Origin of the sequence: Beijerinckia indica subsp. indica ATCC 9039 (assembly GCF_000019845.1) — a bacterium.
In the GTDB taxonomy this organism is placed as follows: Bacteria; Pseudomonadota; Alphaproteobacteria; order Rhizobiales; family Beijerinckiaceae; genus Beijerinckia; species Beijerinckia indica.
Genome location: NC_010581.1, coordinates 1036445 through 1061339 on the forward strand (window position 1 = coordinate 1036445; position 24895 = coordinate 1061339).

General features: G+C 58.1%; 24 protein-coding genes. 11 read left to right on the top strand and 13 right to left on the bottom strand.

Annotation, left to right across the window (positions count from 1 at the left end; translation table 11 throughout):
* Nucleotides 1-257: 257 nt before the first annotated feature.
* A complete protein-coding gene (locus BIND_RS04610) occupies nt 258-2123 on the top strand; it encodes a PQQ-dependent sugar dehydrogenase (RefSeq protein WP_012383913.1) in 1866 nt (621 codons plus the stop codon).
* Nucleotides 2124-2284: 161 nt separating this feature from the next.
* Here the strand turns inward: BIND_RS04610 and BIND_RS04615 are convergent, their stop codons facing one another.
* On the bottom strand, nt 2285-4291 hold the full coding sequence (locus BIND_RS04615) for an aconitate hydratase (protein ID WP_012383914.1): 2007 nt from the start codon (nt 4289-4291) through the stop codon (nt 2285-2287).
* A gap of 296 nt (nt 4292-4587) precedes the next feature.
* On the bottom strand, nt 4588-5574 hold the full coding sequence (locus tag BIND_RS04620) for a zinc-dependent alcohol dehydrogenase family protein (RefSeq protein ID WP_012383915.1): 987 nt from the start codon (nt 5572-5574) through the stop codon (nt 4588-4590).
* 479 nt (nt 5575-6053) lie between these two features.
* Here BIND_RS04620 and BIND_RS20485 point away from each other — a divergent pair, with 479 nt between their 5' ends.
* Both BIND_RS20485 and BIND_RS04630 read left to right on the top strand, forming a co-directional pair.
* Nucleotides 6054-6362, top strand: coding sequence for a hypothetical protein (locus tag BIND_RS20485; protein ID WP_012383916.1), 309 nt, complete (start codon nt 6054-6056; stop codon nt 6360-6362).
* 223 nt (nt 6363-6585) lie between these two features.
* Nucleotides 6586-6858, top strand: a complete 273-nt coding sequence (locus BIND_RS04630) for an ATP synthase subunit I (RefSeq protein WP_158304356.1) — start codon at nt 6586-6588, stop codon at nt 6856-6858.
* An 8-nt stretch (nt 6859-6866) separates the two neighbouring features.
* Here BIND_RS04630 and BIND_RS04635 read toward each other — a convergent pair whose 3' ends face one another.
* Both BIND_RS04635 and BIND_RS04640 read right to left on the bottom strand, forming a co-directional pair.
* Complete coding sequence (locus tag BIND_RS04635; RefSeq protein ID WP_012383918.1) at nt 6867-8084, bottom strand: MFS transporter; 1218 nt, start codon at nt 8082-8084, stop codon at nt 6867-6869.
* Nucleotides 8081-9139: an aldo/keto reductase gene (locus BIND_RS04640; protein ID WP_012383919.1), complete on the bottom strand. Its 1059-nt coding sequence runs from the start codon at nt 9137-9139 to the stop codon at nt 8081-8083. The genes BIND_RS04635 and BIND_RS04640 overlap by 4 nt, the downstream gene beginning before the upstream one ends.
* Before the next feature lie 235 nt (nt 9140-9374).
* Here BIND_RS04640 and BIND_RS04645 point away from each other — a divergent pair, with 235 nt between their 5' ends.
* The 3 genes from BIND_RS04645 to BIND_RS04655 all read left to right on the top strand — a co-directional run bounded on the left by BIND_RS04645 (nt 9375) and on the right by BIND_RS04655 (nt 12649).
* Nucleotides 9375-11372 carry a glycosyltransferase gene (locus BIND_RS04645; protein ID WP_148210553.1) on the top strand — a complete coding sequence of 666 codons (1998 nt, stop codon included), beginning with the start codon at nt 9375-9377 and terminating at the stop codon, nt 11370-11372.
* Between the two features lie 109 nt (nt 11373-11481).
* Nucleotides 11482-12303 (top strand): 3'(2'),5'-bisphosphate nucleotidase CysQ, encoded by an 822-nt coding sequence (locus BIND_RS04650; RefSeq protein ID WP_012383921.1) that lies wholly within the window; start codon nt 11482-11484, stop codon nt 12301-12303.
* A 97-nt stretch (nt 12304-12400) separates the two neighbouring features.
* Entirely contained in the window at nt 12401-12649 is a 249-nt protein-coding gene (locus BIND_RS04655; protein ID WP_012383922.1) for a DUF4170 domain-containing protein, read from the top strand.
* A gap of 387 nt (nt 12650-13036) precedes the next feature.
* Here the strand turns inward: BIND_RS04655 and BIND_RS04665 are convergent, their stop codons facing one another.
* The 9 genes from BIND_RS04665 to BIND_RS04705 all read right to left on the bottom strand — a co-directional run bounded on the left by BIND_RS04665 (nt 13037) and on the right by BIND_RS04705 (nt 19581).
* Entirely contained in the window at nt 13037-13258 is a 222-nt protein-coding gene (locus tag BIND_RS04665; RefSeq protein ID WP_012383923.1) for a DUF2093 domain-containing protein, read from the bottom strand.
* 254 nt (nt 13259-13512) lie between these two features.
* Nucleotides 13513-13746 (bottom strand): hypothetical protein, encoded by a 234-nt coding sequence (locus BIND_RS04670; protein ID WP_012383924.1) that lies wholly within the window; start codon nt 13744-13746, stop codon nt 13513-13515.
* Nucleotides 13730-14344, bottom strand: coding sequence for an acyl-homoserine-lactone synthase (locus BIND_RS04675; RefSeq protein WP_012383925.1), 615 nt, complete (start codon nt 14342-14344; stop codon nt 13730-13732). The genes BIND_RS04670 and BIND_RS04675 overlap by 17 nt, the downstream gene beginning before the upstream one ends.
* A gap of 77 nt (nt 14345-14421) precedes the next feature.
* Nucleotides 14422-15228 carry a helix-turn-helix transcriptional regulator gene (locus BIND_RS04680; RefSeq protein WP_012383926.1) on the bottom strand — a complete coding sequence of 269 codons (807 nt, stop codon included), beginning with the start codon at nt 15226-15228 and terminating at the stop codon, nt 14422-14424.
* Between the two features lie 421 nt (nt 15229-15649).
* Complete coding sequence (locus BIND_RS04685; protein WP_148210554.1) at nt 15650-15958, bottom strand: hypothetical protein; 309 nt, start codon at nt 15956-15958, stop codon at nt 15650-15652.
* A gap of 89 nt (nt 15959-16047) precedes the next feature.
* Nucleotides 16048-16680 carry a ribonuclease HII gene (locus tag BIND_RS04690; protein WP_012383927.1) on the bottom strand — a complete coding sequence of 211 codons (633 nt, stop codon included), beginning with the start codon at nt 16678-16680 and terminating at the stop codon, nt 16048-16050.
* Nucleotides 16681-16806: 126 nt separating this feature from the next.
* A complete protein-coding gene (locus tag BIND_RS04695; protein ID WP_012383928.1) occupies nt 16807-17970 on the bottom strand; it encodes a PA0069 family radical SAM protein in 1164 nt (387 codons plus the stop codon).
* Nucleotides 17971-18036: 66 nt separating this feature from the next.
* Nucleotides 18037-19275, bottom strand: a complete 1239-nt coding sequence (locus BIND_RS04700; protein WP_012383929.1) for an FAD-dependent monooxygenase — start codon at nt 19273-19275, stop codon at nt 18037-18039.
* A 45-nt stretch (nt 19276-19320) separates the two neighbouring features.
* Nucleotides 19321-19581, bottom strand: a complete 261-nt coding sequence (locus tag BIND_RS04705; protein ID WP_012383930.1) for a zinc-finger domain-containing protein — start codon at nt 19579-19581, stop codon at nt 19321-19323.
* A gap of 221 nt (nt 19582-19802) precedes the next feature.
* Between BIND_RS04705 and BIND_RS04710 the strand changes: the two genes are divergently transcribed.
* The 5 genes from BIND_RS04710 to BIND_RS04725 all read left to right on the top strand — a co-directional run bounded on the left by BIND_RS04710 (nt 19803) and on the right by BIND_RS04725 (nt 24828).
* Entirely contained in the window at nt 19803-20570 is a 768-nt protein-coding gene (locus BIND_RS04710; RefSeq protein ID WP_012383931.1) for an alpha/beta fold hydrolase, read from the top strand.
* Nucleotides 20571-20677: 107 nt separating this feature from the next.
* Nucleotides 20678-20860, top strand: a complete 183-nt coding sequence (locus tag BIND_RS21220; protein WP_148210555.1) for a hypothetical protein — start codon at nt 20678-20680, stop codon at nt 20858-20860.
* Complete coding sequence (cysE, locus tag BIND_RS04715) at nt 20853-21698, top strand: serine O-acetyltransferase (protein ID WP_081433809.1); 846 nt, start codon at nt 20853-20855, stop codon at nt 21696-21698. The genes BIND_RS21220 and cysE overlap by 8 nt, the downstream gene beginning before the upstream one ends.
* Nucleotides 21699-21902: 204 nt before the next feature.
* Complete coding sequence (locus tag BIND_RS04720; RefSeq protein ID WP_012383933.1) at nt 21903-22298, top strand: DUF3126 family protein; 396 nt, start codon at nt 21903-21905, stop codon at nt 22296-22298.
* 172 nt (nt 22299-22470) lie between these two features.
* Entirely contained in the window at nt 22471-24828 is a 2358-nt protein-coding gene (locus tag BIND_RS04725) for an Orn/Lys/Arg family decarboxylase (RefSeq protein WP_012383934.1), read from the top strand.
* The last annotated feature ends 67 nt before the right edge of the window (nt 24829-24895 follow it).

Consider the following 24895-nt stretch of genomic DNA (forward strand, 5'->3'; position numbering starts at 1 on the left):
GAAAATTTGAGACTTCCAATGAAAATCGACAGAAAATCTGCAATATCTGGAACGATCATGTCGCTATTATCGGCCATGGGCATATCGATAATGTGATGCGAGGCATGATCGGCAAGATAGCGAATATTTGAACGCGCTGACTGGTTATTCCGTCTCAAAGAGAGCTTTCAGCAAGCGCGTCGCATGCGATGATGCGCGACGAAGACCATGCTGGGCGCGCGAAAAGCCGCGCTCCTTTGATCAGGGATGAAGGCTCCATGAGTGTATTCGCCACGCCTGCGCTCGCCGCAAGGGTCCGTGCTGTCACAAAGATCGATCGCGCAGTGCTTATGACGACATCCTTGAAAACGTCCTTGTGGATGTCCTTAGCGACGGCTCTGGCCGTTTCCAGTTCCTCTGTCTGGGCACAATCAGAAGGGACCAAAGAGAAAACGACCACGGTGCCGACCGTCGCCTGTTCCAAAGAGGCGGGCGGCATCACTTTGCCTCCGGGATTTTGCGCGACGGTCTTTGCCGATGGCATTGGCCATGCGCGCCATCTCGTCGTCGCGCCGAATGGCGTCGTCTATGTCAATACGTGGAGCGGCCGCTATTATAAAAGCGACAAGACCCCGGACGGTGGCTTTCTGGTGGCATTGCAGGATAAGACTGGAAACGGCAAGGCGGATGTGGTCAAGCGTTTCGGCGCAACCGGCAAAGGGATTGCCGGCGGCACCGGCATAGCGATCTACGGCAATGGACTTTTCATCGAGGAAAGCGATCGGATCGAACGCTATGACTTGCCGAGCAAAGGGATCGTGCCGGCGGGAAAACCGGAGATCGTTGTCGAAGGCCTGCCGCTAACCGGCGATCATCCCATGCATCCCTTCGTGATCGATCGCACCGGCAATCTCTTCGTTGATCTGGGCTCGGCCACGAACGCCTGTCAGACGGAAAACCGCATGCCGAATGTGGTGGGCGCCGATCCTTGCGTGGAACTTGAAACGCGCGGTGGCCTCTGGCGCTATCATGCCGACAAGCGCGGCCAGAAATTTTCACCGAAAGAACGTTATGCGACCGGGATCCGCAATGGCGAAGGGCTCGCCTTCGACGCCTCCGGCCATTTCTACGCGACGCAGCATGGGCGCGATCAGCTTTCGCAAAATTGGGGGGGGCTCTATACGACAGAGCAGGGGGTCAACTTGCCCGCCGAGGAATTGTTGGACGTGCATGAAGGCTCGGATTTCGGCTGGCCGCAATGCTATTTCGACGACCTTCAGGGCAAGCTCGTGTTGGCGCCGGAATATGGTGGCGACGGCGGCAAGAAGATCGGGGTTTGCGCGCAAAAGTCGGGACCAGTCGCGGCATTTCCGGCACATTGGGCACCGAATGCGCTTGTGATCTATGAAGGCGATCAATTGCCTGCCGCCTATAAAGGTGGTGCCTTCATTGCCTTTCATGGGTCCTGGAATCGGGCACCGGCGCCACAGGCTGGCTATAATGTTGTGTTTCAGCCCTTGAAGGATGGCAGGGTTTCAGGACGTTACGTGGTCTTTGCCGACGGATTTGCCGGCCCGCATAAGGAGCCCGGACGAGCCTTGCATCGGCCGAGTGGTCTTGCGGTCGGTCCGGATGGTGCCTTGTTCATTGGCGATGACGCGGGCGGGCGTATCTGGCGGGTGACTTATCAGGGACCGGACAAGGACAAAGCGGCGATCGCCGCTGCTGTCGCTCCGATCGAGGGAACGACCACGACATCGGCCAAGGCCGAACCGCCGGAGGGGATTGATCCTGATGCCGGGGTGTCGTTGCCAGTGCCGGAAGGCGCTACGGCCGCACAGGTCGCGCGGGGCGACCAGATCTTCCATGGTGAGATCGCGGGCGGTACTTGCTCCGGCTGCCACGGCTCGGATGCCAAGGGGAGTCCTGTCGGGCCGGATCTGACCAACGGTCAATGGCAGTGGAGCGATGGAAGCTACGAAGCCTTGCGGCAAGTGATTGCCAAAGGCGTGACGGAGCCCAAGCGTTACCAGGGGGTGATGCCGCCGCGTGGCGGCGCGCCGCTCGCGGATTCCGATGTGGCCGCGGTCGCGGCCTATGTTTGGGCCCTTGCGCAAAAGCCAGCCCCAAAAGCCACCCAATGACCCACCAATAAGGGACGAGGGATGAATTGACGGTCGCCGCTGGTCAGGTCATCCGCCAGCGGCGCCCGGTAAGCCTTCTCCATTCTCGCGCTCCGCATCAAGCCAGAAAGGGGTGCCCACTTTTGGCTTGATGCTGTCGGTCATTTCTTGTGACCGAGGGATTAGTGAACGATGAGCGCATCATGCTCGATGATGCGCTGTGTGCCCGCCCCCTCGGTTGGGGGCAATTTGCTCGCGTTCCGCCGCAAATTGGTCACCCCACCCGCAAGGATGATTTCGATCTGCTTTGGCGTCAGTCCGTGCCGGGCCAGGATCACGCCCTTGGTGGCGCCTTTGCTCTCCAGCGCAACAACCTCGTCGCCTTTTTCGAGTATGCGGCGTAGATCACGCACTGCCAGAACATCGTCTTTTTCGAGCGAGTCATAATCCTTTGGCTCGACGAACACGAGCGGCAGGACTCCGTAATTGATCAGATTTTGCCGATGTATGCGGGCAAAGCTTTTGGCAAGCACAAGTCTCAGCCCCAAGCTGCGCGGCCCGACCGCTGCATGTTCGCGTGATGATCCTTGACCGTAATTCCTGCCGGCGATGACCGCGTGCCCTGGCACCGTGCGGGTCCGCTCGACATAGGTTTCGTCTATGCGCTCGAAGGAAAAGGTTGCAATCTTTTCGATATTCGAACGATAGGGCAACACTTTCGCGCCCGCTGGCATGATTTCATCGGTGGAGACATTGTCTCCCATTTTGAGCAGGATCGGGAGGTCCAGACTATCCGGCAGAGGATCGAGTGTGGGCAGGGAGCGAATATTCGGTCCCTTCACCAGCGTGACCCGCCGTGCTTCCTCGAAGGAAAGCGGCGACGCGATCAAGGATGATGTCATGGCGATGGACTCTGCCTCCCGCAATCTTGGATAGCTCATGGACAGCGAACGTGGATCGGTGATTTTGCCGGTGAGTGCGGAGGCTGCGGCGGTTTCCGGTGAACAGAGGAAGACCGCGTCTTCCTCTGTCCCAGAGCGGCCAGGAAAATTGCGTGGGGTTGTGCGCAGCGAGTTTTTTCCGATCGCCGGTGCCTGGCCCATGCCGATGCAGCCGTTGCATCCCGTCTGATGGATGCGCGCGCCGGCCACGAGAAGATCGTTAAGATGTCCATCGGCGACCAGGATTTCGAGGCCTTGGCGCGATGTCGGGTTCACATCGAAGGAGACATGGGCGGGAATGCTCTTGCCGCGCACGATCTCCGCCGCCACGGCGAAGTCACGCCATCCTGGATTGGCCGAGGAACCGATATAGGCCTGATAGATGTCTTCTCCCTCTATATCCTTGACGGCCACGACATTGCCGGGGCTCGAGGGCTGGGCGATGAGCGGTTCGAGCTTTGAGAGATCAATCTCGTCGTGATCATCATACTCGCATCCTGGGTCGGCCGCTATCGCGCACCAATCCCGTCCGCGCCCGCGCGCTTCCAGAAATTTCTTCGTCTCCTCATCGGAAGGAAAGACTGTGGTGGTCGCGCCAAGCTCCGCGCCCATATTGGCGATGACATGTCTGTCCATCGCGCTCAAACAATCGAGGCCTGGGCCATAATATTCAATGATCTTGCCGACACCGCCAGAGACGCCATGACGGCGCAACATTTCAAGGATGACATCCTTGGCGCTCACCCAATCGGGCAGCGCGCCTTTGAGCTCGACCCCGAAAATTCTTGGCATGGCGGTCGGATAAGGCTCGCCAGCCATGGCGAGCGCCACATCGAGCCCTCCGGCACCGATCGCGAGCATGCTGAGAGAACCCGCTGCCGGTGTATGGCTGTCGGACCCGAGCAGGGATTTTCCGGGACGGCCGAAGCGTTCCATATGAACGACATGGCTGATGCCATTGCCTGGCCGCGAATACCAGATCCCGAACCGACGGCAAGCGCTTTCGAGGAACAGGTGATCATCTGCGTTCAGATTGTCGATCTGCAACAGATTATGATCGACATATTGAACGCTGACTTCGGTTTTGACATGGTCGAGCTCCATTGCCTCGAGCGTCAGCATCACCAAGGTGCCGGTGGCGTCCTGCGTGAGGGTCTGGTCGATGCGCAGCGTAATGGGTGCGCCGGGGTTCATCACACCGTCGACGAGATGGGAGCCGATCAATTTCTGACTGACATTCTGGGCCATGGCAACACCGCATTATGCTCAAGTCGTGGGTTGAGCCGACCGCATGTTTTTTATCACGCAGTGGTGTCGCTAAAATGCGTGATAAACGCGGGAGTTCCGCGTCGCCGTAATCAGCGATGACGAGACAATTGCTTGTTATAACAAAGCTTTAAGGGAAGGCGTGTGCTTGCGCATTCAACGGCTGTGGTGTCGCCCAGCGTTAACGGAGCGTGATACCGGAAGGCAATGATCCTTGCCTTCCTTTTGATTGCGGGAAACGTCGTCTTTGCTTCTGCGTTGCACTTTGAGCTTGAAGGTCAGGGGACGAGGACAGCAGCCCCCTCGAACTTGCCGGCACGCAGATCGGCAAGCGCCTGATTGGCGTCTTTCAAAGGATAATGCGTGGTCGTTGTGGTGATGCCGATCTTGGGCGCGAGGCTGAGAAAGTCGAGCCCGTCCTGACGCGTGAGATTGGCGACGGAAACGAGTTGCCTCTCCTCCCAGAGAATGTCATAGGGGAAGGAGGGAATGTCGCTCATGTGAATGCCGGCGCAGACGACACGGCCTCCTTTACGGACGGCTCGCAAGGCTGTCGGCACCAGCGAACCCGCGGGAGCGAAGATAATCGCCGCGTCGAGCTTTTCTGGCGGCGGTTCATCGGATCCTCCAGCCCAGACCGCGCCGAGACTGCGGGCGAAAGCTTGTGTCTTTGTGTCTCCCGGCCGGGTGAAGGCGAAGACGGAGCGGCCCTGCCAAACGGCGACCTGAGCGATAATATGGGCGGCGGCACCGAATCCATAAAGACCGATCGTCTTGGCGCTCTCGCCGGCGATCACGAGCGAGCGCCAGCCGATGAGACCGGCACAGAGGAGCGGGGCAAGAGTGACATCATCGCCAGTCTCGCCGAGCGGAAAGGCATAACGGGCATCGGCGATGGCGGCGGTCGCATATCCGCCTTCGCGTGTGAAACCCGTGAACAGAGGATGATCACATAGGTTTTCATGACCGCTGACACAATAGGGACAGACGCCGCATGTATGTCCAAGCCATGGAATGCCGACCCGTTCGCCGTGGTGCAAGCCCTCGACGCCGGGCCCGATCGCGTCGATACGGCCGACGATCTCATGGCCGGGAATCATCGGCAGCTTGGGATTGGGCAATTCGCCATCGACGACATGCAGGTCCGTGCGGCAGACACCGCAAGCAAGGACCTTGACGCGGATCTCCCCAGGGCCAGGCTGACGATCAGGAAGCTCCGTCCACTCGAGAGGTGTCTTGAGCGCCTTCAAAACCATGGCGTGCATGTTTGTCCTCGCCTCCATTGTCGAAAATTATCGGGAACTCGCCTGTTCAGGAGAGACGGCGTGAACTCGTCAACGGAAATCTTGTGCTCATGACCATAGTCATGAAAAAAGATTTCTGGTTGCGGAGTTTGATTCATTTCTAAGGTTTAATGAAAATTCAGGAGTGGTTCATCGGTCATTGTCTATGAATGATGGTATGCTGACACATCGGTTCGCTGACGTGCAAAATGGCAAGAGAGAACCGCCCCGTTGCGCATGCGCTTTCGAGGAACCATGATCTCTTGGGCGCAATCTCTTGGGGTTGTCTCCTCTTGAACAGAGGTTTTGTCGCCGCAGACTAGCCCGGATTTTATAGCGTGGAACAAGGTGCATAACCGTAAGCTTTTCTGCCTATTTGAGGCATGTGACAAAATCGAACACTTTGCCACTGATTTCAGTTCATAGTAGCGTAAGCAGCCTCTTTCCTAGGAGATGATTCTATGAAGAAATTTGTATTTGTCGTGGCTTCTCTTATTGCTCTCGGTCTTTCCGGCACGGGGACGATGGCGCAGGGACTCATCGGCGGAGCTCAGCAAGGTGCCGCGACAGGTAATCGTGCGGCGGGCCCGGTCGGCGGCGTCGTGGGTGGCGCGGTCGGCGCGGGTGTCGGCGCCGCTACCGGAGCGGTCACGGGTGTGGTGGGCGGCGTCCACAGCGTCGTTGGCACGCCGCATCGGCGGCACACCAGAACGCACACGACCCACCATCACCACCATCATCATCACCACCACCATCACCGTACACAGTGAACGGACCTGTCGGGCGCTGGCATGATTTTCAGTGCCGGCTGTGGTGTTTATTCTCAGGTAAGAGAGAACGAGCATTTTCCAAATCGACTGAATTGGAAAATGCTCCTCTGAAAGTGATGTATGAGCCTCGATAGTCAATTCAGGCAGCGTGCCCGGCACGGTAGCCAAGCAGCCAAGGGATGCTGAGGTGATGAGCCCTTGGTTTTTCAATGATTTATCACCCATGAACCAGGCCCTTGTGCTCGGCGCGCATTTGTTTGGCGGTTTTCTGCTGGGTGTGATTTATTTCCGGGCCTTGTGGTGGAACACGCGCCTTTTGGCGCAAGGCCGGCGCCCGCTTCTCGCAATCTCCATTGCCCTTGCCCGTTTCGTTCTCCTTGGAGGGCTCTTGATCCTGGCGAGCCGGGAAGGAGTGGCCCCGCTCCTCGCCACCGTATTCGGCCTGTTCGTCGGCCGATTTCTTGTTTTACGCGGTGTCTGGGCAAAGATCTCGTGACCTTTGCGTTATCTCTTCAGCTTGTGTGTCTTTGTGGGTTTGACCCATTCGGTTGCGAAAAGGCCCGTTACCAGCAAGCCTAATCCCGTGCCGGTTAGCGCCGTCATCCACCAACCGCCTTCATGATAGGTGAAGGTTGCGACGGCCGAGCCCATGGCGCCGAGCAGGAAGACGATTGTCATATAGATGGCGTTCAATCGCCCCCTTGCATGGCCTGGCAGGGAAAAGATCACGCGCTGGCTCAGAATCTGGTTGAGCTGCACGGCGGCATCAAGCGTCACCGCGAAAATGACGAGCGGCGTCAGCCAGTGCCATGAGACCGCGAACCCGGAGAACAGGCAACTCAGCGTGATCGTGCTCAAGGCCACAGCGGTTCCGGCACGCACATAGCCGCGATCGCCGAGCCGTCCCGCAACCGGGGCGGCGAGGGCGCCGCCAGCGCCTGCCAGGGCGAAGAGAGCAATATCCTTCTGATCGAAGTCGAAACGATGTGTCAGCACCAGCGGTGAGGCGGTCCAGAACAGATTGAACACCATGAAGGCTATGCCCTGATAGATCGCGCGGCGTTGAAGTGGGCGCGAACTGACCAGAATATGGCCCATGGAACGCAGGATCTTGCTATAATGATCACGCTCTTGCAGCCGGTAGCTCGGCAGGGTTTTGGCGAGCCAGGTGAACAGGAGCAGCATCAATCCGCTCGAAATCCAAAAAACCGCGCGCCAGCCTGCATAATTGGCGATGAGGCTGGCGGCCGGTCGCGCCAGCATGATGCCGGTGAGCAGGCCCGCCATGACATTGCCGATCGTCTGGCCGCGGATTTCCTCGGGCACCAGGGAGGCCGTGAAGGGAACGATGACCTGGGCTCCCGATGCGCAGACTCCCACCAGAATCGTGGCAACGAGGAAAAGAAATTCGGAGGGGGCCGTCGCGACGCCGACCAGTGCGACAGCGGTTGCGAGCAAAGTGCTCAGGATCAGACGCCGATTGTCGAGGCAATCGGCCAGAGGCACGAGCAGGAGCAGGCCCGCGCCATAGCCGAGCTGCGTCAAAGTCACGATCAGGCCAGCATAACTCTCATCGAGGCCGAGGTCGGGTGCGATCAGATCAACCAGCGGCTGCGCATAATAGAGATTGGCGACCATGGTGCCGCAGGCTACGGCACAAGCGAGCGTCAGGGCCGGTGACAGCCCTTTCACAGCGAATTTTGCCTTGCCGCCGGCGCTCATGCGTGGAGATAGGGCGCGAGGAGCGTGAGATCCGCCGACGAGAGGCGGTCGGCGGCGGTCGTCGCCTGATGCCAATAGGGATAGAGCAGGGGTGGCTGGCTCACGGTGTCGAGCTGCGCGCGTTCGTCCGCACTCAGGATGAGATCGGCCGCTTTGAGATTATCAATGAGTTGTTCCTCGGTGCGGGCGCCGATCACCACTGAGGCAACGCCGGGACGTCCGAGCAGCCAGGCGAGAGCAATCTGCGCGGCGGAAACGCCGCGCGTATCGGCGATGGTGATCAGGACTTCGACGATATCATAAAGTTTTTCGACATCGTGGACGGGTGGCTCGGTCCATTGAGCGGCTTTGCGTGTGCCCTCGGGTTCGGGTTTGCCACGCCGGTATTTGCCGGAAAGCAGACCGCCTGCGAGCGGGCTCCAGACGACGAGATCGACGCCCTGGTCGATGGCGATGGGAGCCAGTTCATATTCGGCCTCGCGTGCCTGCAGCGTATAATGGATCTGCTGGCCGATGGGCCGCGCGCGCGGATAGGCTTGCGTAATGGCGAGCGACTTCATGACATGCCAGCCGGAGAAATTCGAGACCCCGGCATAGGAGATCTTGCCGGCACGCACGAGATCATCGAGAGCGGCGAAAACTTCCTCGAGCGGCGTCAGCCCGTCCCATTCATGCAACCAATAGACATCAATGTGATCGGTTTTCAGACGGCGCAGACTGGCCTCGCACGAGCGGATCAGATGATGACGCGACAGGCCGCGATCATTCGGGCCCTTGTCGCCCGTTGGAAAACGGGCCTTGGTGGCCAACAGCACGCGCTTGCGCCGGCCGAAAAGCACCTCGCCGAGAATTTCTTCCGAAAGGCCATCCGAATAGACATCGGCCGTATCGAAGAAATTCACGCCCGCCTCGAGGCAGAGATCGATCTGGCGGCTGGCACCCTTCACATCCGTGTTACCCGTCTTGGCGAAAACGCCCTTGCCGCCGAAGGTCATGGTGCCAAGCGTCAGCGCCGAAATTTTGAGACCGGAACGACCAAGGGGGCGATAGTCCATGACAAACTCCGAAAACGATTCGGGTGGAGGGAGTAACAAACCGCGCGCTGAGCCTTATCAACCATGGCCCTGGGGAAAGCTCAACGCTTGAGCTGCCACCTCGCGAGGATATGAACGGAAGCGGCTTCGAAACGGGCCGAGTGACGGATGCGACGAGCGAAGCTTTTCCGCCTTGTTGGCCGAAAGCGTGTATGGAAGAGAAAATCCCGTGTGGAGATGGGTCGTGGGAGGTTTCGTGGAAAAGCAGAGTTTACGCTTCTCCCTGGCACCTGAAAGGGATGTCACAGCCGGTGAAGATGGGTTTGTGGCTTTGTCCGCGCAGCCCTGGCTGATCATCGAGGCTTGGGGAGCCTTCGCCCCGGGTGCTTTTGTCGAAATCATCTATACTGCGAGCCTGTGGGATGTGCCGGTCCGTCCCGTCTTTCGCTTTCGCTCGGGCTCTGGCTCCTATACCGACCAGATCGCGCCAGGACCCGTCGCGGGCAAGGGGGTGTGGCGCGGTTTTGTACCCGCCGATTGCACGGCGATCAGCGTCAGCCCAACCAATCGGCCCGGGCGGTTCGATTTCGCCATTCTCTCTCTCCGGCGTGTTTCCACGAGCGAAATGGCCCGTTTGGCTTTTGTGCGCGATCGCAACAGAACGCGCGCGGCCTTGCTGCGGCTTCTGCAGGGCAAAAGGCGGGAAGCCGCGCGGCTTCTTGAACAGGCCGTCGCGGGCGTGCCTCTTGCGGATTCGCTTGCGTGGGTCGCGGAACGGACGCGGCCGACTGATCTTACCGCGATCGACCGGCCGCGTTCCGATTGGCACCAGGGACCGTGGATTCATATCCTTCTGAGCGGGCAAGGCGCCGGGAAACAGGCACTGAAAATAACGATCGAGGCCCTTCAAGCACAAATTTATCCGCGCTGGACCTTGATCCTTCCAACCGAAGAATTGGCGGCGGATGCCCGTGCGTTTTGCGACGATGAACATGTGCGTTACCAGCCGGCCGGGACGATCGCCGAATATGTGATGGGATTGCCCGGGACTGATCTCGTGGCGGAGGTCGATGCTGGTGATCGATGGCGCGCATGGGGTCTTGCCTGTCTGGCGGAAGCCGCGATGCGCTACCCCGAGAAAACGCTCTTTTACGGAGACGAGGAAACCGTTGTTGGCCGAATTTTGCTGAAACCCGGTTGGAGCCCGGATTTCTTTCAGGCTGGCGCCTTTCTCGGCAAGGCTTTCGCGGTGCGGATCGAAGCCGTGAAAAGCGATGGGGCGGCACCCGCGGCATCTGTCTTATCCGCGGCGCGGCTCGCGGCCCTGCCGCCAGGCGAGGTTTTGCCGCTCCACCGTGTTCTGCTCAAACGGCGCGAAGGTGGTCCGAACGCGGGGATGGTGACACCGCCTGTAAGTCCGTCCCCATCGCGATCGAGCGAGATCAATCCTTCGGCCATGATCATTCTGCCGATCCGTGATGGCGCCGAAAAACTCGGACGCAGCATCGCCAGTATTTATGAACGCACACGCTTTGATAATTATTCGATCCTCATCGTCGATGATGATAGTGTCGAGGAAGACACCAAACATCTTTTCAAATTGATCAAGAACGACCGGCTTATTTCAGTTTTGCACAATCCGGGCGGGGTCGGTCTTGGGGCTCTCTGCAATGCCGCCACGGCGCGGCGCCGCGCCGATATGATTGTGTTTCTCGACAATGGCGTCGAAATTCTCAGTGAAGATTGGCTCGATCGCTTGCTGGCTCTTGCCATGCGCTCAGAAATCGGGGCGGTCGGGGTCCGTATGCTCGATTCGCGCGGCGCGATCCTGCCCTCCGCTTTCGTGCTTGGCTCTGGCGATGATGGGGGGGAACCCCGCAGCGATATAATTGTGGCGGATAGTCCCGAGGCAGAGCTTTGGCGCGAGCGTGACAGTCTCTTGCATGAAGTGGCGGCTGTGGGCGGCGGCTGCCTCGCCATAGCCCGGCGCAAATTCTTGTTGCTCGGCGGTTTTGCTGCCGAACCCGTCTTGCCTCCATCCTTGCTCGATCAGGATCTTTGTTTGCGACTTGCGGCGCATGGTCAAAGATCCTGTATCGAGCCGTCGGTCAGGCTGCGGCGCGACGCGCCTCGGCCCTCTGCCGGTGAAGCGGGCGCGGAATGGTTCGCGCAACAATGGTTCGACCGTTTGCGTGACGATCCTTGTTTTCATCCGGGATTCGCGCTGCGAAGCGGAGCCCTTTCCCTGGGATGATGATGTGAGCCGCGCGGATTCGTTGCGCCACCATGAAAAGCTTGTTTTCACTCAAGGAGGGGACTAAGCCTCATCCTACTTGTTTCTCCTGTGGGTTTGATAATTTCCCTTGGCCTCGCTCACTCATTCTGATGATCTCGTCGGCGCCTTTGCCGACATAGCTCGCGGAGCCGGGGATATTGCGCTTTCCTATTTCAGGCCGGGAGAGCGCACACGCGCGGAAATTCAGCATAAGGTCGGCGGTTCTCCGGTCACAGAAGCGGATTATCTTGTCGATCGCTTTCTGAAGGAACATCTCGCGAAATTATTGCCGGATGCCGGCTGGCTTTCTGAGGAAAGCGAGGATTCACCGGCGCGCCTTGGCAAAAAGCGGGTGGTGATCGTCGATCCGATCGATGGGACGCGCGGTTTCGCGCATGGCGATCCACGCTGGGCGATCGCGATGGCCTTGGTTGAGGATCAAAGGCCCGTCGTCGGAATCGTCCATGCGCCGGCTCTCGGCGAAACCTATCTGGCCGTGGCAGGGCAAGGCGCGCGCTTGAACGACAAGCCCATCACGGTTTCGTCCCGCACCCATATGGACAAGGATGCCCGGATCGCGGCGCCCTTGCCGTTGGCCGAGCAATTACGTCAAGCCGGTCTGCCTTTCACGCTCGAACCGAAAATTCCTTCCCTGGCCGTGCGCATTGCCAAGGTGGCTTCCGGGATCCTGGATGCGGGCTTTGCCACCGAAAATGCCAATGATTGGGATATTGCCGCTGCCGATCTCGTGTTGCATGAGGCTGGTGGACGGCTGGCCAGTCTCGAAGGATTGCCTTTGCTTTATAATCGGCCAGAGACGCGGCATGGTCTCCTGACGGCGGCGCCTGAGCGGATCCATGCGGAAGTCAATGCGGCGGCGCGCAGGGCACGGTCCAACCGGCTGGGTTGACTTTTGCATCTTGGAGGGTTGAAGGGAAAGCGACTGAGCAGTTCGACTGTGCCAGTCCTCCCATTCCCCACTGATTTCCAACCGCGGACCAGCGCTGATGAGTAAAGAAACCGGCAAACAGCATCTTCATCTTGTTTTCGGCGGAGAACTGAAAGATCTCTCTGGCCACGAATTTCAGGATCTTTCAAAGATCGATATCGTCGGAGTCTATCCCGATTACGCCACGGCGGAATCCGTGTGGCGGAGCAAAGCGCAAGCGACTGTCGACAATGCACAGATGCGCTATTTCGTCGCGGATTTGTCCCTCCTTCTCGATCCGGCCACGAAGGTCAAAGAAGAAGCCTAAGTTGGGCGTCCTGGCTGTCTCGTCACTCTCGGACAAGAGATTATTCGCTGCCAGGAACCAGGAATAAAGGCGATTTGGATAAGGGTGGAAGGGAAAAGGCTGAACGGAACTAAGAGCCCAGCTCTTTGATCGGAACGGGAGCCATGCTCCCATTCTTTTGAGACGCATCGGATTTTTCCAAAAGTGGGCGCCAGTTTTGGATCTGATGCTCCAGCCTCATTCCTCCCAGATCATTTTCGGTGAACTTTTGTGCACTGAAAATGATCTGGGGCGTCCATGGCGGAGCCAAGCAAAGGGAAGCCGACAAAAAGATCGGCGCGGGCCATTCACCTGAATGATGCCGTTGACGCTGCAAAGCCGATAACGGCTTGCAGCGGGCAATGCTGCTTAGCTTTTTGAAAGAGGCTGAAGGCGCTGCAATTTTGCTTCAGGGGAAGCATAGGCTTCCTGCAAGTCGACGTTCCAATAGCGCAGGTCCTCGAGTGCGATGCTGACACCCGTCACCGCGCATCTGACAAAGGCACCGGGGCGGATGATGCGGAGATCACCGTCGAGATATTGGACTTCGGCTTCCCCCATCGATATGGGGCGACGTTCATAGCGGTTCATGGACAAACTCAAGGACGCTTTTTATCAAAGATCGCGAAAAGAGACCTGTAATATTACACCTCTGATCGTAAACGAGAACCGGCTTTTTAGCCACATCGGCGTAGATCGTCGGGAGTTCGGAAGGGCATTCCTGGGGCCGGCCCTGAACTTTGCATCTGCAAGCGCCAGATCAGTCGGCTCCACGATATCAATTTACCCACGGGTCCAGACCATCCGGCTCAGAAGTCGGACCACCTTCTGAGCCGGATGTTTTTTCAAAGTCCAGAGCTTCGTTCCTGGGCCGAGAGGGCGCTCCGCACGGTTTCGGGGCGCTCGATCTCGTTGATTAGCCGACGCAGGGAATCGTAAGCCAGGGCGAGATAGAGATCGACCACGGGATCGTCGAGGCCAACGGCGTCCTTGGCCAGCGCTTCGATACCGGCAGCCAAACCAAGCGCGTGATTGATCCGATTGTCGCTTTGGGGAACGGTTTTAAGCTGCTTGGACATCGACTTCCGTTCCCGTGGTTAAACCGGTCGTCAAGCGGATGTTTTTCTCGAGATTCCGATCAATATCCTGCAGACCGAAAAAGATTGAAGGCCGTGCCCCGAGATAACGCCCGAGCACGATATGATTGACGCCACAACGCCGCCAAACCCGATGCAGGCTTGATTCATAAATCGAGGTGACTTGGGTGACGCCGTGGTCGAGCCCGAACTGGCAGATGCCGAGGATCAGTTCGCAGGCTGTGCGAGAAATCCCGTTCGGCTGGATGACCTGATCATCGAAGACGACAAAACGTGTGATTTCCCAAATCGTCGGTGAGCGAATGACGAGACCAGGGAACATATTGTGAAAGACATGTGTCGCCATATGATCAGTAATCGTGCTGAGCAGGCGGACCGATCCGAATAGTTCGCCCGAGGGGCCCATCACGCAGAGATAAACTGTGTCGTCACGGTCGAATTCATCGATTTCCAGATTATCGGATGTGACTTTGACATCCCATTTCTTCTGGTCATGAAAGATAATCCGCCTCTGCCGAAACATTTCGGTGAAGAGCTCTGGATTTTCGTCTCGTTCATAACCGCATACTAGGCGCAACATTGGACATCCCTCGATCAATAGAGATGATCCATGTTGTCTGCGCAGGCTCTGCGAGCCTATTCCCCGAATCGGGGAGTTCAACGAATCAAGCCGGCCCGGATTGCCTTGGCGACAGCGTGAATACGATTGAGGGCGCCCAATTTATAGCGCGCGGAGTCGAGATGCGCCTTGACGGTTTCCTGTGAAATCCGCATCAGCACAGAAATATCTTCGAGCGTCTTGCCTTCCGCGGACCAACTCAAGGCCTCGATTTCCCGCTTGGTGATCGTGTTGATATCGATCCCTTCATCTTGATGATGCATTTCAAACGCGCGTTGCTGAATGAAATGGGCGACATGCACCATGTCGCGGATCAGTTCATAATGGCGTGCCTGCCATTCTGCCTGTGTATCATCTGTGGTCATGCAGAAGAGGGCCCAAAGGCCATTGGTTGGGCCCCTGACCGGAATAGTGAGGCCCTGGCGGCCGACGCCGAAATCCGTCGCCTCTCCGAAAAATTTCTGAATTTTCGGAGAACTCCGGGGTAATTTGGCCCAATCGATCGGAAGCAGCGACCGCGCGCCGACATTGATCACCGGATCGAGGTTGACGTAATTGCGCTCTCGATAATGCTCGATCCATTCCTGACTATAGGTGCCGAGAATATAAGGATCCGTAATTGTGCGGCCCGGGAGACTGGGACAGATATAGAAGATATTCTTCAATTCATAATATTTTTGAATAAAAACCGCGAATTCTTCCAGAGTTCTCTCTGAAAGGTTTGCTTCGAGATCAAGCAATTGGGTGATGGCGACGTTTTCCGTCGACGCATTCGCAGCCCAGGACGCCGGTGATCGAAGCGTTGTAGGCTTGAGGAGAGCGGAGCCGTTTTTCGCTGCGCACATGAGCCGCGTTGCCTCGGTTGGATCTCTCCATAGGAGATCAATTGCATAGGATGAGATTAAAGTTAGCGCAATTTCTGGAACTTCGCCACGATTTAGCCTTAGTGCTTAAAGCAACCTCAAGTCGCAGAAAGGGGCCAAACAGGGGCGCAATTCGGAATCGTTCGTTTCCGGATGGTCGAGAGTTCTTTCTCTAACCGTAGAGCATAGGTTGTAAAAAGAGCTTTCCGCTAAACAGCGGTAAAGAAATTTCCAAAGGCTACGCGCCTGTGACAGAAGATCGGCCGGCAAAAATTAGCGTGGCCTTGGCTACAACCGGAAGTTATAATTATCACTTAAATGTGAACGTTAGAATAGTCAAGCTTTAGAATAGTCAAGCTTCAGCACAAAGCATTCATGTGTAACGCACGCGCGTTTGGATGCTTCAGGGAAGCGAACCAGCGGCTGGATTTCTGCCTTCGAGCATGGCGCCATAACTTCCGCTTTCCCTCATCCGTCGCTGAAACGTCGGAAAGCCTGGCTCTTGAAAGGGTGGCGCCACGACTTCGGCTACATAGGGGGGATAGTGCCTCTTTACTGCTTTGACGCGAGACATTTTGGCAAAAGCTCCCGTCGACAATGCCAGCAGAAGAGTTAAGCCGAGGATCAGAGTTCGCTGATGATTTCCTATCATCGCATGTTCCTCTTCAAACTTGTCGGCGTCTCTTCCCGTAAACTCCTTGAATATTTTCATGTCCAGGATCATCAGCGAAAGTCGAGGAAAGCTGGAACGGCCTCATCGCACTTTGATCTGCTCATTGGATCGCTGGAGAAGTTGAGGATTTACTTGGTAGTGAAGGGTGAAAAGCTCAACCTGTGAATTGGGCATGGCCCATATGCTTCTATCGCAGTGAGGTGGGCTTGCGTTGCATAGCCGACGTGGTTTTCGAAGCCATAGGCTGGATAGAGAGCTGAAAGACGCTGCATCAATCGATCGCGCGCGACCTTGGCGACGATCGAGGCTGCGGCAATCGACAAGGAGCGGGCATCGCCCTTGATGATGGTTTCGCCTGGACACCCCAGGTCTTCGGGCAAGTCATTGCCATCGACCAGTACATAATGCGGTGCCAAGGCGAGAGCGGGCAGGGTGCGCCGCATGGCCGTCAAGGTGGCTTGGCGAATATTGATGCGATCGATCTCACCCGGACCTACGCAGGCTATGGCCACGGCCAGGGCGCGCGCCAGGATCAGATCATAGAGCGCCTCGCGCTGCTCGGCGGAAAGCATTTTTGAATCGTTGAGGCCTTGCGGCAAATTCTTTGGGTCGAGGATGACGGCGGCCGCGGTCACAGGGCCGGCCAGCGGCCCACGCCCCACTTCGTCAATGCCGGCGATCAGGGTAAAGCCACGCTTTCGCAAGCGTTTCTCGAAGGTGAAATCCGGTTGGGACGGATTGGAGAGTGTCTCTTTGGGCATGCGGACTCGACTGCAGGGATCGCGTCATGATGCCTCGCGTGAAGGCCTTTGACCAGGGCAAGCGGTGCACAAGGGCTTACCCCGGCCATTATGAACGCCGCAAATCGGAATAAGAACCAGCCTCTTTTAAAACAAGCAGAGTTGCGCCGATTCCCGCATGGGCGGTTGGAACAGATCGCTGCGCAGCCTTTTGCGCGATTTGGAAAAACCGAGTTTCGCCAAAGCGATCTCGAAACGCCGCCCGACCATCCAGGCATAGGGGCCAGTGCCGGTCATGCGTTTGCCAAATGTGGCGTCGTAGAGCTTGCCGCCGCGGACCGATTGCACGAGGGAGAGAACATGACGGGCTTTCGCAGGTGCATGTTCCATCAGCCATTCGCTGAACAGATCGCGCAATTCCAGCGGCAGGCGGAGCATGACATAGCCGGCCTCGCGGACCCCCAAGGCATGGACGCGCGTCAGGATTGTTTCGATCTCACTGTCGTTGAGGCCGGGAATGATGGGCGCGAGCAGCAGGCTCACCGGCACACCCGCTTCCGATAAGAGCCGCATGGCCTCGAGCCGCCGTTCCGGCGTGCTGGCGCGGGGCTCCATTTTGCGGGCGAGCCCGGCATCGAGTGTCGTCACGGAAATGGCGATCTTGACGAGCCCCTTTTGTGCCATGGGCGCAAGCAGATCGAGATCGCGCAACACGAGCGCGGATTTGGTGACGAGCGCAACCGGATGATTGGTGCGGGCGAGAACTTCGAGAATTTGACGCGTGACCCTCTGTTGCCGCTCGATGGGTTGATAGGGATCCGTATTGGTGCCGATGGCAATGGTTTTCGGACGGTAGGAAGGCGCGGCCAATTCGCGTTCGAGCGCTGCCGCGGCGCCCGCCTTGGCGAACAGCTTGGTTTCGAAATCGAGGCCAGGAGAAAGACCCTGATAGGCATGGGTCGGCCGTGCGAAACAATAGATGCAGCCATGTTCGCAACCCCGATAGGGATTGATCGAACGGTCGAAGCCGATATCCGGGGAATCATTATGCGTAATAAGGGTGCGGACTTTTTCCGGCGTGACGCTGGTGGCGAGAGGCGGCGGCTCTTCTTCATGCCAGCCGTCATGCTCACGCTGGCGGGCTTCCTGTTCGAAGCGTCCACCGCGATTGGACACAGCCCCACGGCCCCGTCTTTCAGAGGTAGGCAGGACGTCCTTGATCGCGACGCGATCGGATGGCACGCTCAGCCAGTTGGGGGCCAGCTGCGTCTTGACCACGTTTTGTTTCAGCAGATGTCCAGCTTCCACCATGGCGCACCCCGCTTATTCTCTTTTTGTTCCGACATCGGACGAGAACAAAAATAGAACAAACGGAATTTATGTCAATTCGTCCTGTGGGTAATTCTGAACCTGATAAAGCCAACCATAGCCGGCGAGGGTGCGTTCCGGATTGCTGAAACGCAAGACCGTGTCGCGGGCCAAGGCGGCAGGCCCTTTGAGATGGTAGATTGTGGCTTGTCGGCGTGAGGCAGCCTGGACTTTGCTCGCTCTGGCGTAACGCTGCTTTTGATAGGTCACGAGCGCTGTTTCGATCGTTTGCGTCCCTGTGAGGGGTTCCGCGAGAACGTGACCTAGCATGGCGGCATCTTCGATCGCCTGGGCCGCGCCTTGCGCGAGAAAAGGCACCATGGGATGGGCGGCATCGCCAAGAAGCGCGACACGCCCCGCGCACCAGGTGGGAAAAGGTGGATAATCAAGCAAAGGGTGGGTGCGCCATTGTGGCGCCGCCGCGAGCAGGGCGCGGGCGGGTTCTGCCCATGTGGTAAAGGATTGCGCCAGTTCGGCGGGATCGCCGATCCCAGCCCAGAACGTTTGCGTGGAATCGGTCGAAGGCCTTGTCTTGATGACGGCGACGACATTGACGACCGTGCCCTGGCGCAGGGGATAATGCACGAGATGAGCATCAGGACCGAGCCAGAGATTGGTGCGCGGCTTCAACATCTCCGTACTGGCCAGTTCGGCGGGGACAAGCGCCCGCCAAGCCGTCCGTTTGCAAAGCTCTCTCTTTGTTTGCGGGAGCGGCTGTGAGGCTTCCAGAAGCCGGCCGCGCACGAGGGAATGCACGCCATCGGCACCGATCAGGCAATCGCCCTCGAACGTGCTTTTGATTTGTCCGTGCTTGACGACGATGCGGACGCCGTCGGCGCCCGAGGCAAAACCGGCGACGGTCGAACCCAGTCTCAAGCTGATGTTTTCATGCAGCGCGAGCGTTTCGAGCAGAGCGCGTTGCAGATCGGCCCGATGCGCCAGGAGGTAGGGGGCGCCCCAAAGATGTTCGGCTTCATGCAAAGGCAGACGGATGAGAGAGGCGCCGTCACGCGCCCGACGGAGCACGAGCTCTTGCGGTCTCAGCGCGGCGTGCTCCAGATGCGGCAGCACGCCGAGCCCCCGCAAAATGGCGCTGGCATTGGGAGAGAGTTGCAGCCCGGCCCCCACCTCTTCGAGGACGGGCGCCTGTTCGAACAGACTGATGCGCCAACCCTGCCGCGCAAGACAGAGAGCAGCCGTCAGGCCACCGATGCCGGCGCCGGCAATGAGCGCATGGGACTGGCGCATGCAATTGTCTAGGGTGCGAACATTTCGGGCGGGATCAGAAAACCATCAGGCCGTGGCATTGGTGGTTTCGAGAGCGGGCTCGAAACGGCATTCCGGCGGCTCGCATCCCCCATGCAGGCTGGCGTCATAAACATAATGTGTCGAGCAATAGGGGCAGATCGCTTCGTTGTCGTCACCCATATCGATGAAAATATGGGGATGGTCACAAGGCGGCAAGGCGCCGACGCACATGAATTCCTTGGCGCCGACACGCACGGTTTCGACACCCGGTTGGTTATGAAAATGCGGAGTGCTGTGCGAAGCCATCAGGACCAACTCCAGAATGCGCGAACGGGACTGTGGGAATGAAAGCGAGTAGCCCCGCGAAAAGCAAATGGTTGCCGGTCACCTTTATGCGATCGGGCCAGGATTTGATAGGGGTCGAACGTCTGAGGCCAAGATCTGATGATCAATTCGCTTGATCTGTCGCGCCCAAGATCGCAAGTCATGGTTACCACGGCGAATGAGGCGGCAGGAAGGAGCAGACCATGCAGGAGTTTTCGGCGCGCGGGGTGCGCATCGCCTTTATCGACGAAGCGCCGGTGGTAGCCGATCGCGGCGAACCCATCCTCCTTATTCATGGTTTTGCTTCGACCCATGCGATCAATTGGGTGTTTCCGCAATGGGTCAAAACCCTGACGGAAGCCGGGCGCCGGGTCATCGCCTTCGACAATCGCGGCCATGGCCGCAGCGAAAAGTTTTATGATCCTGCCGCTTATCATATCAAGGAGATGTGCGGCGATGCCATAGCCCTGCTCGATCATCTCGGGCTGCAGCAGGTCGATGTCATGGGCTATTCGATGGGTGCGCGGATCACGGCTTATTTGGCCTGGTCGCATCCAGAGCGGGTCCGCTCGGCGATTCTGGCTGGGCTCGGCTATCATCTCGTGGATGGCGCCGGTTTGCCGCTCGGCATAGCCGAAGCGATGGAGGCCCCCTCTTTAGACACACTGACCGATCCAATGCAACGCATGTTTCGCAGCTTCGCGGAAGCAACGAAAAGCGATCTCAAGGCCCTTGCCGCCTGCATCCGGGGGGCCCGCCAGACCATGACCGAGGCACAGCTTGGCGAGATCCGCCAACCCGCCTTGGTCGCTGTTGGGACTACCGATGATGTCGCGGGGGATCCTCACAAGCTTGCCGCTTTGCTGCCGGCAGCCCACGTTCTGCCCATTCCCGGCCGCGACCATAATAGGGCAGTGGGAGATCCCGTTTATAAAAAGGGAGTGGTCGAATTCTTGCTAAACAGGCCGTAACGAGCGTATGCAGGCGGGAGCCGGTTTGGGCCGGAACTGTTTCAAATCGCGGCACTCCGTCTGTCCGGTCGCAACACTGGACAGATAGGGAGGGCCTCGCGCCTGTCATGATGGCTGAAGTAGAGCAAATGTCCCGAGCCGCGCGTGTTTTGCGGCAAGGAATGGTTGAAGAGGCGGGCGCGAATGACTTTCGCTGGAAAGCTGATGTCGTGTCCGGCGTTTTGAAAATGCATCGAATGCCTTCGAAAGGAAAAATACCTTTCGATTTTGATGCTCGAGGAGATGGTTAAAGTGACCCATGCCTTGCAAGCCACAGCCAAAGCGATGGGCCTCCCCAAGGCCGATCCAATCTATGCCAAGCTGCGGATCGAGGCGGAGGAAACCGTACGGCGAGAACCTGAACTGGCGGGTTTCGTCTTTTCGACCATTCTGAATCAGGACAGTCTCGAGGCGATCATCGTCCATCGGCTGGCGTCTCGTCTTGGCCATCCGGACGTGCCGGGCGATCTCATTCGCACGACCTATCTCGACATTCTGGACCAGCAGCCGGCGATCGGCCAAGCGTTTCGGGCAGACATTGCTGCCGTGATCGATCGCGATCCCGCCTGCACGCGGATCATCGAGCCGGTTCTGTTCTTCAAGGGCTTCCACGCGATTCAAATCTATCGGCTCGCTCACGCCCTTTGGGAGGCTGGCCACACGGATTTCGCCCTTTATTTGCAAAGCCGTTCTTCGGAAGTCTTTCAAACCGATATTCATCCCGCCGCAAAAATCGGCAAGGGCATCTTTCTTGATCATGCGACGGGTCTCGTTGTCGGCTCGACGACCGTTATCGATGACGATGTCTCCATGCTGCAGGATGTGACCTTGGGCGGAACGGGCAAGGAAAGCGGCGATCGGCATCCCAAAATCCGTCCTGGCGTGCTGATTGGCGCGGGGGCCAAGATCCTCGGCAATATCGAAATCGGCCGCTGCTCTCGAATCGCAGCAGGGTCGGTGGTCCTGCGCCCGGTGCCCGATCACAAGACCGTGGCGGGCGTCCCGGCGCAGATCGTTGGCGAAGCCGGCTGCGCCGAGCCCTCTCGTTTCATGGATCAGATTCTGGCGGCAACGAGCGGTCAGGACTGACATCGATTTCTGTCAGTTTCTTCGACTCTGAAACGATCGCCCGACTTTCCCTCTCCACATTCCGCGGTTAAACACGAAAACGATCATCGGACGCGCGGGAAGACGACCCTGGCTCTGTCCGATGTCTTTTCATAAAGCTGGAAAGGTTGATCGCGGCGGAGCAGCTTGGCGGCGGCGCCGAGGTTCCGCGTTTCGGAGAGCATCTTGGAAAAATCAGAGCTGCAAAAATTGCAAGGCTTCCTGCGCCAGAGTTTCGGCAATCAGGGCATCAAAGTCACGCAGGCGCGTAAAAATCCCGATGATGCGGATGTCCTGCTTGGCGAGCGGCAGATCGGCGAAATCATGGTCGACGACGAGGATGGCGACCGTTCCTTCGCCTTTGCGATGAAAGTGCCAGTCGAGCGCCCGGTCCTGCAGGATTATCTGCGCCGCTTGTTTGAGAACGATCGGCTTAAAATCATTCCGCGCCCGAAAAAAAATGATTCCGTCGAACTGAATTCGGGTGACGATTTTCTCGGTGTGATCTCCGCCGACGACGCCAAAGGCAAGAGCTTCACCTTTCAGATGGCGATCCTCGATATCGATCTCGACGATTTCTGAAGATCGAGGGCATCAAACCCAAAAGGGAGCACCGCTTTTGGGCTCACTTTGATGCCTCGCGCCTGCACGTCGCTCCGGTGCATTGGTCCGCCCGATGCGCCATCGCCTTCGATAGTCACCGCTCTGTCATGGAATGAGCCGACATCTCCCCTCGGATATGACCGAGGGATGCATGGACTATTTCAGACGATTCACGTTCCTGTTCGCGATACCGGCCTTTGATGCGGACGATCTCGAAGGCGTCCGATTCAATCAGATCGTCGACGAGATCGAGCGCTCCGGTTTCGAAGTCGTCAAGGCCCGCAAGCTCGAAGACGCCGAGATTGCGGTGCAGACCGACGCCGCCATCGGATGCATGGTGGTTGACTGGGGCAAGAAGGGCCTCGAGGGCAAGACGGCCGCGCTGATCAATCTCATGCGCCGCCGTGGCCTCGACTTTCCGATCATCCTCTTGATCCGCCGCAAGCGGTTCGAGGATCTGCCCGTCGAAGTGCTCGACTTCATCGATGGCTATGTCTTTCTCTCGGAAGAGACACCTGCCTTCATCGCCAAGAATCTCATCAGCCGTCTCAAGCAATATGCCGAGACGTTGAAGACGCCATTCTTCGGCGCACTCGTCGATTATGCCCAAGAAGGCAATCAGCTATGGACCTGTCCGGGCCACAATGGGGGCGTGTTCTATGGCCGTAGCCCGATTGGCCGGGTCTTCATGGAGCATCTCGGAGAGGCGGTGTTCCGCGACGACCTCGACAATTCAGTGCTCGATCTTGGCGACCTCTTGACCCACGAAGGGCCGGCTTTGCAGGCCCAAAAGGAAGCCGCCCGGATTTTTGGCGCGGAGAAGACTTATTTCGTCCTCAACGGCACCTCGACCTCCAATAAGGTGGCGCTGTCCGCGCTCGTGACCGACGGCGATCTGGTGTTGTTCGACCGTAACAATCACAAGGCCGCCCATCATGGCGCCTTGATGATCAGCGGCGGCATTCCGGTCTATCTTCCGACGGTGCGTAATGCCTTCGGCTTGATCGGCCCAATGCGCTGGGATGCTTTCGATGAGAAAGCACTGCGCGAGCGTATCCGTACTCATCCGCTGGTCAAGGATGCCGAGGCTTGGCGCCGGCCGCGCCCGTTCCGCGTCGCCGTGGTCGAACAATGCACTTATGATGGCACGATCCACAGCGCCGAGATGATCCTCCAGCGCATCGGACATCTTTGCGATTACATCCTGTTCGATGAGGCCTGGGCTGGCTTCATGAAGTTTCATCCGCTCTATGCAGGGCGTTTTGCCATGGGGCTTTCAGACCTTGGTCCTGACGCCCCCGGTATCATCGCCACCCAGTCGACCCATAAGCAATTGGCCAGCTTCTCGCAGGCCTCGCAGATCCATATCAAGGATCGTCACATCAAGGGGCAAAAGCGCCGTATCGAGCATCGCCGCTTCAACGAGAGCTTCATGCAATATGCGTCGACCTCGCCTTTCTATCCGCTGTTCGCATCGCTGGATGTCGGCGCGCAGATGATGAAGGGGCGTTCGGGTGAGGTGCTATGGGACGATACGATCAGGCTGGGTATTGAGCTCCGCAAGAAGATTCGCGCCATAAAGCGTGAGTTCGAGGAGAAAGAAATACGTCCCGAGCGGCGCTGGTTCTTCGAGTCTTTCGTGCCCGACCGTATCATGATCCCCGATGTGTCCCGCGAGGGCGCGGTGCATGATGTCGCCTGGGAGGCGATCGGGACAGACCAGCTCGCCACCGACCCTCTTTATTGGCAACTCGCGCCGAGTGCCGCCTGGCACGGCTTCGCCGACATGGCGCCGGGCTTTGCCATGACCGACCCCAACAAGCTGACGCTGCTGACGCCTGGCTTCGACCGCGCCACTGGCAATTATGCCGAACATGGCATCCCAGCCCCGGTTGTCGCCCAATATTTGCGCGAGAATCGCATTGTCGCGGAAAAGAATGACCTCAACTCGCTGCTCTTCCTGCTGACGCCTGGAGTGGAGGCCAGCAAGGCCGGCACGCTGGTTAGCGGGCTCGTCGCTTTCAAGAAACTGCATGATGATAATGTGCTGCTGGAAGAAGCCATTCCCGAATTCTACCGGAGAAGGCCGGCACGTTATGCCGGGGAGCGCCTGCGCGATCTCTGCGCGGACATGCATCGTTTCTTCCGCGACGCGGATGTCAGCGCTTTGCAGGCGAAGCAGTTTTCGCCTGACCATCTGCCGGAGATCGCCTTGTCTCCACATGATGCGGCGCGTTGTCTCGTACGCAATGACGTCGATTACCTCCCCATCGATGCCATCTTTGGCCGGATCGCCACAACACCGTTCGTGGTCTATCCGCCTGGGATCGCGACGATCGTGCCGGGTGAGCGTATCACTGAGCGCGCGCAGCCGATGATCGACTATCTCAAAATGTTCGAGGCGAGCTTCAATGCCTTCCCCGGCTTCGAGGTGGAGATTCAAGGCGTTTATCGCGAGGTGGATGCTGGCGGCCGCGTCCGGCTTTACACTTACGTGGTCTCCGAATAGGAGAGCATGTTCCAAGACGCATGCTTCATGAGACTTGGTGTGATACCAACGGTCATAATCAATGACC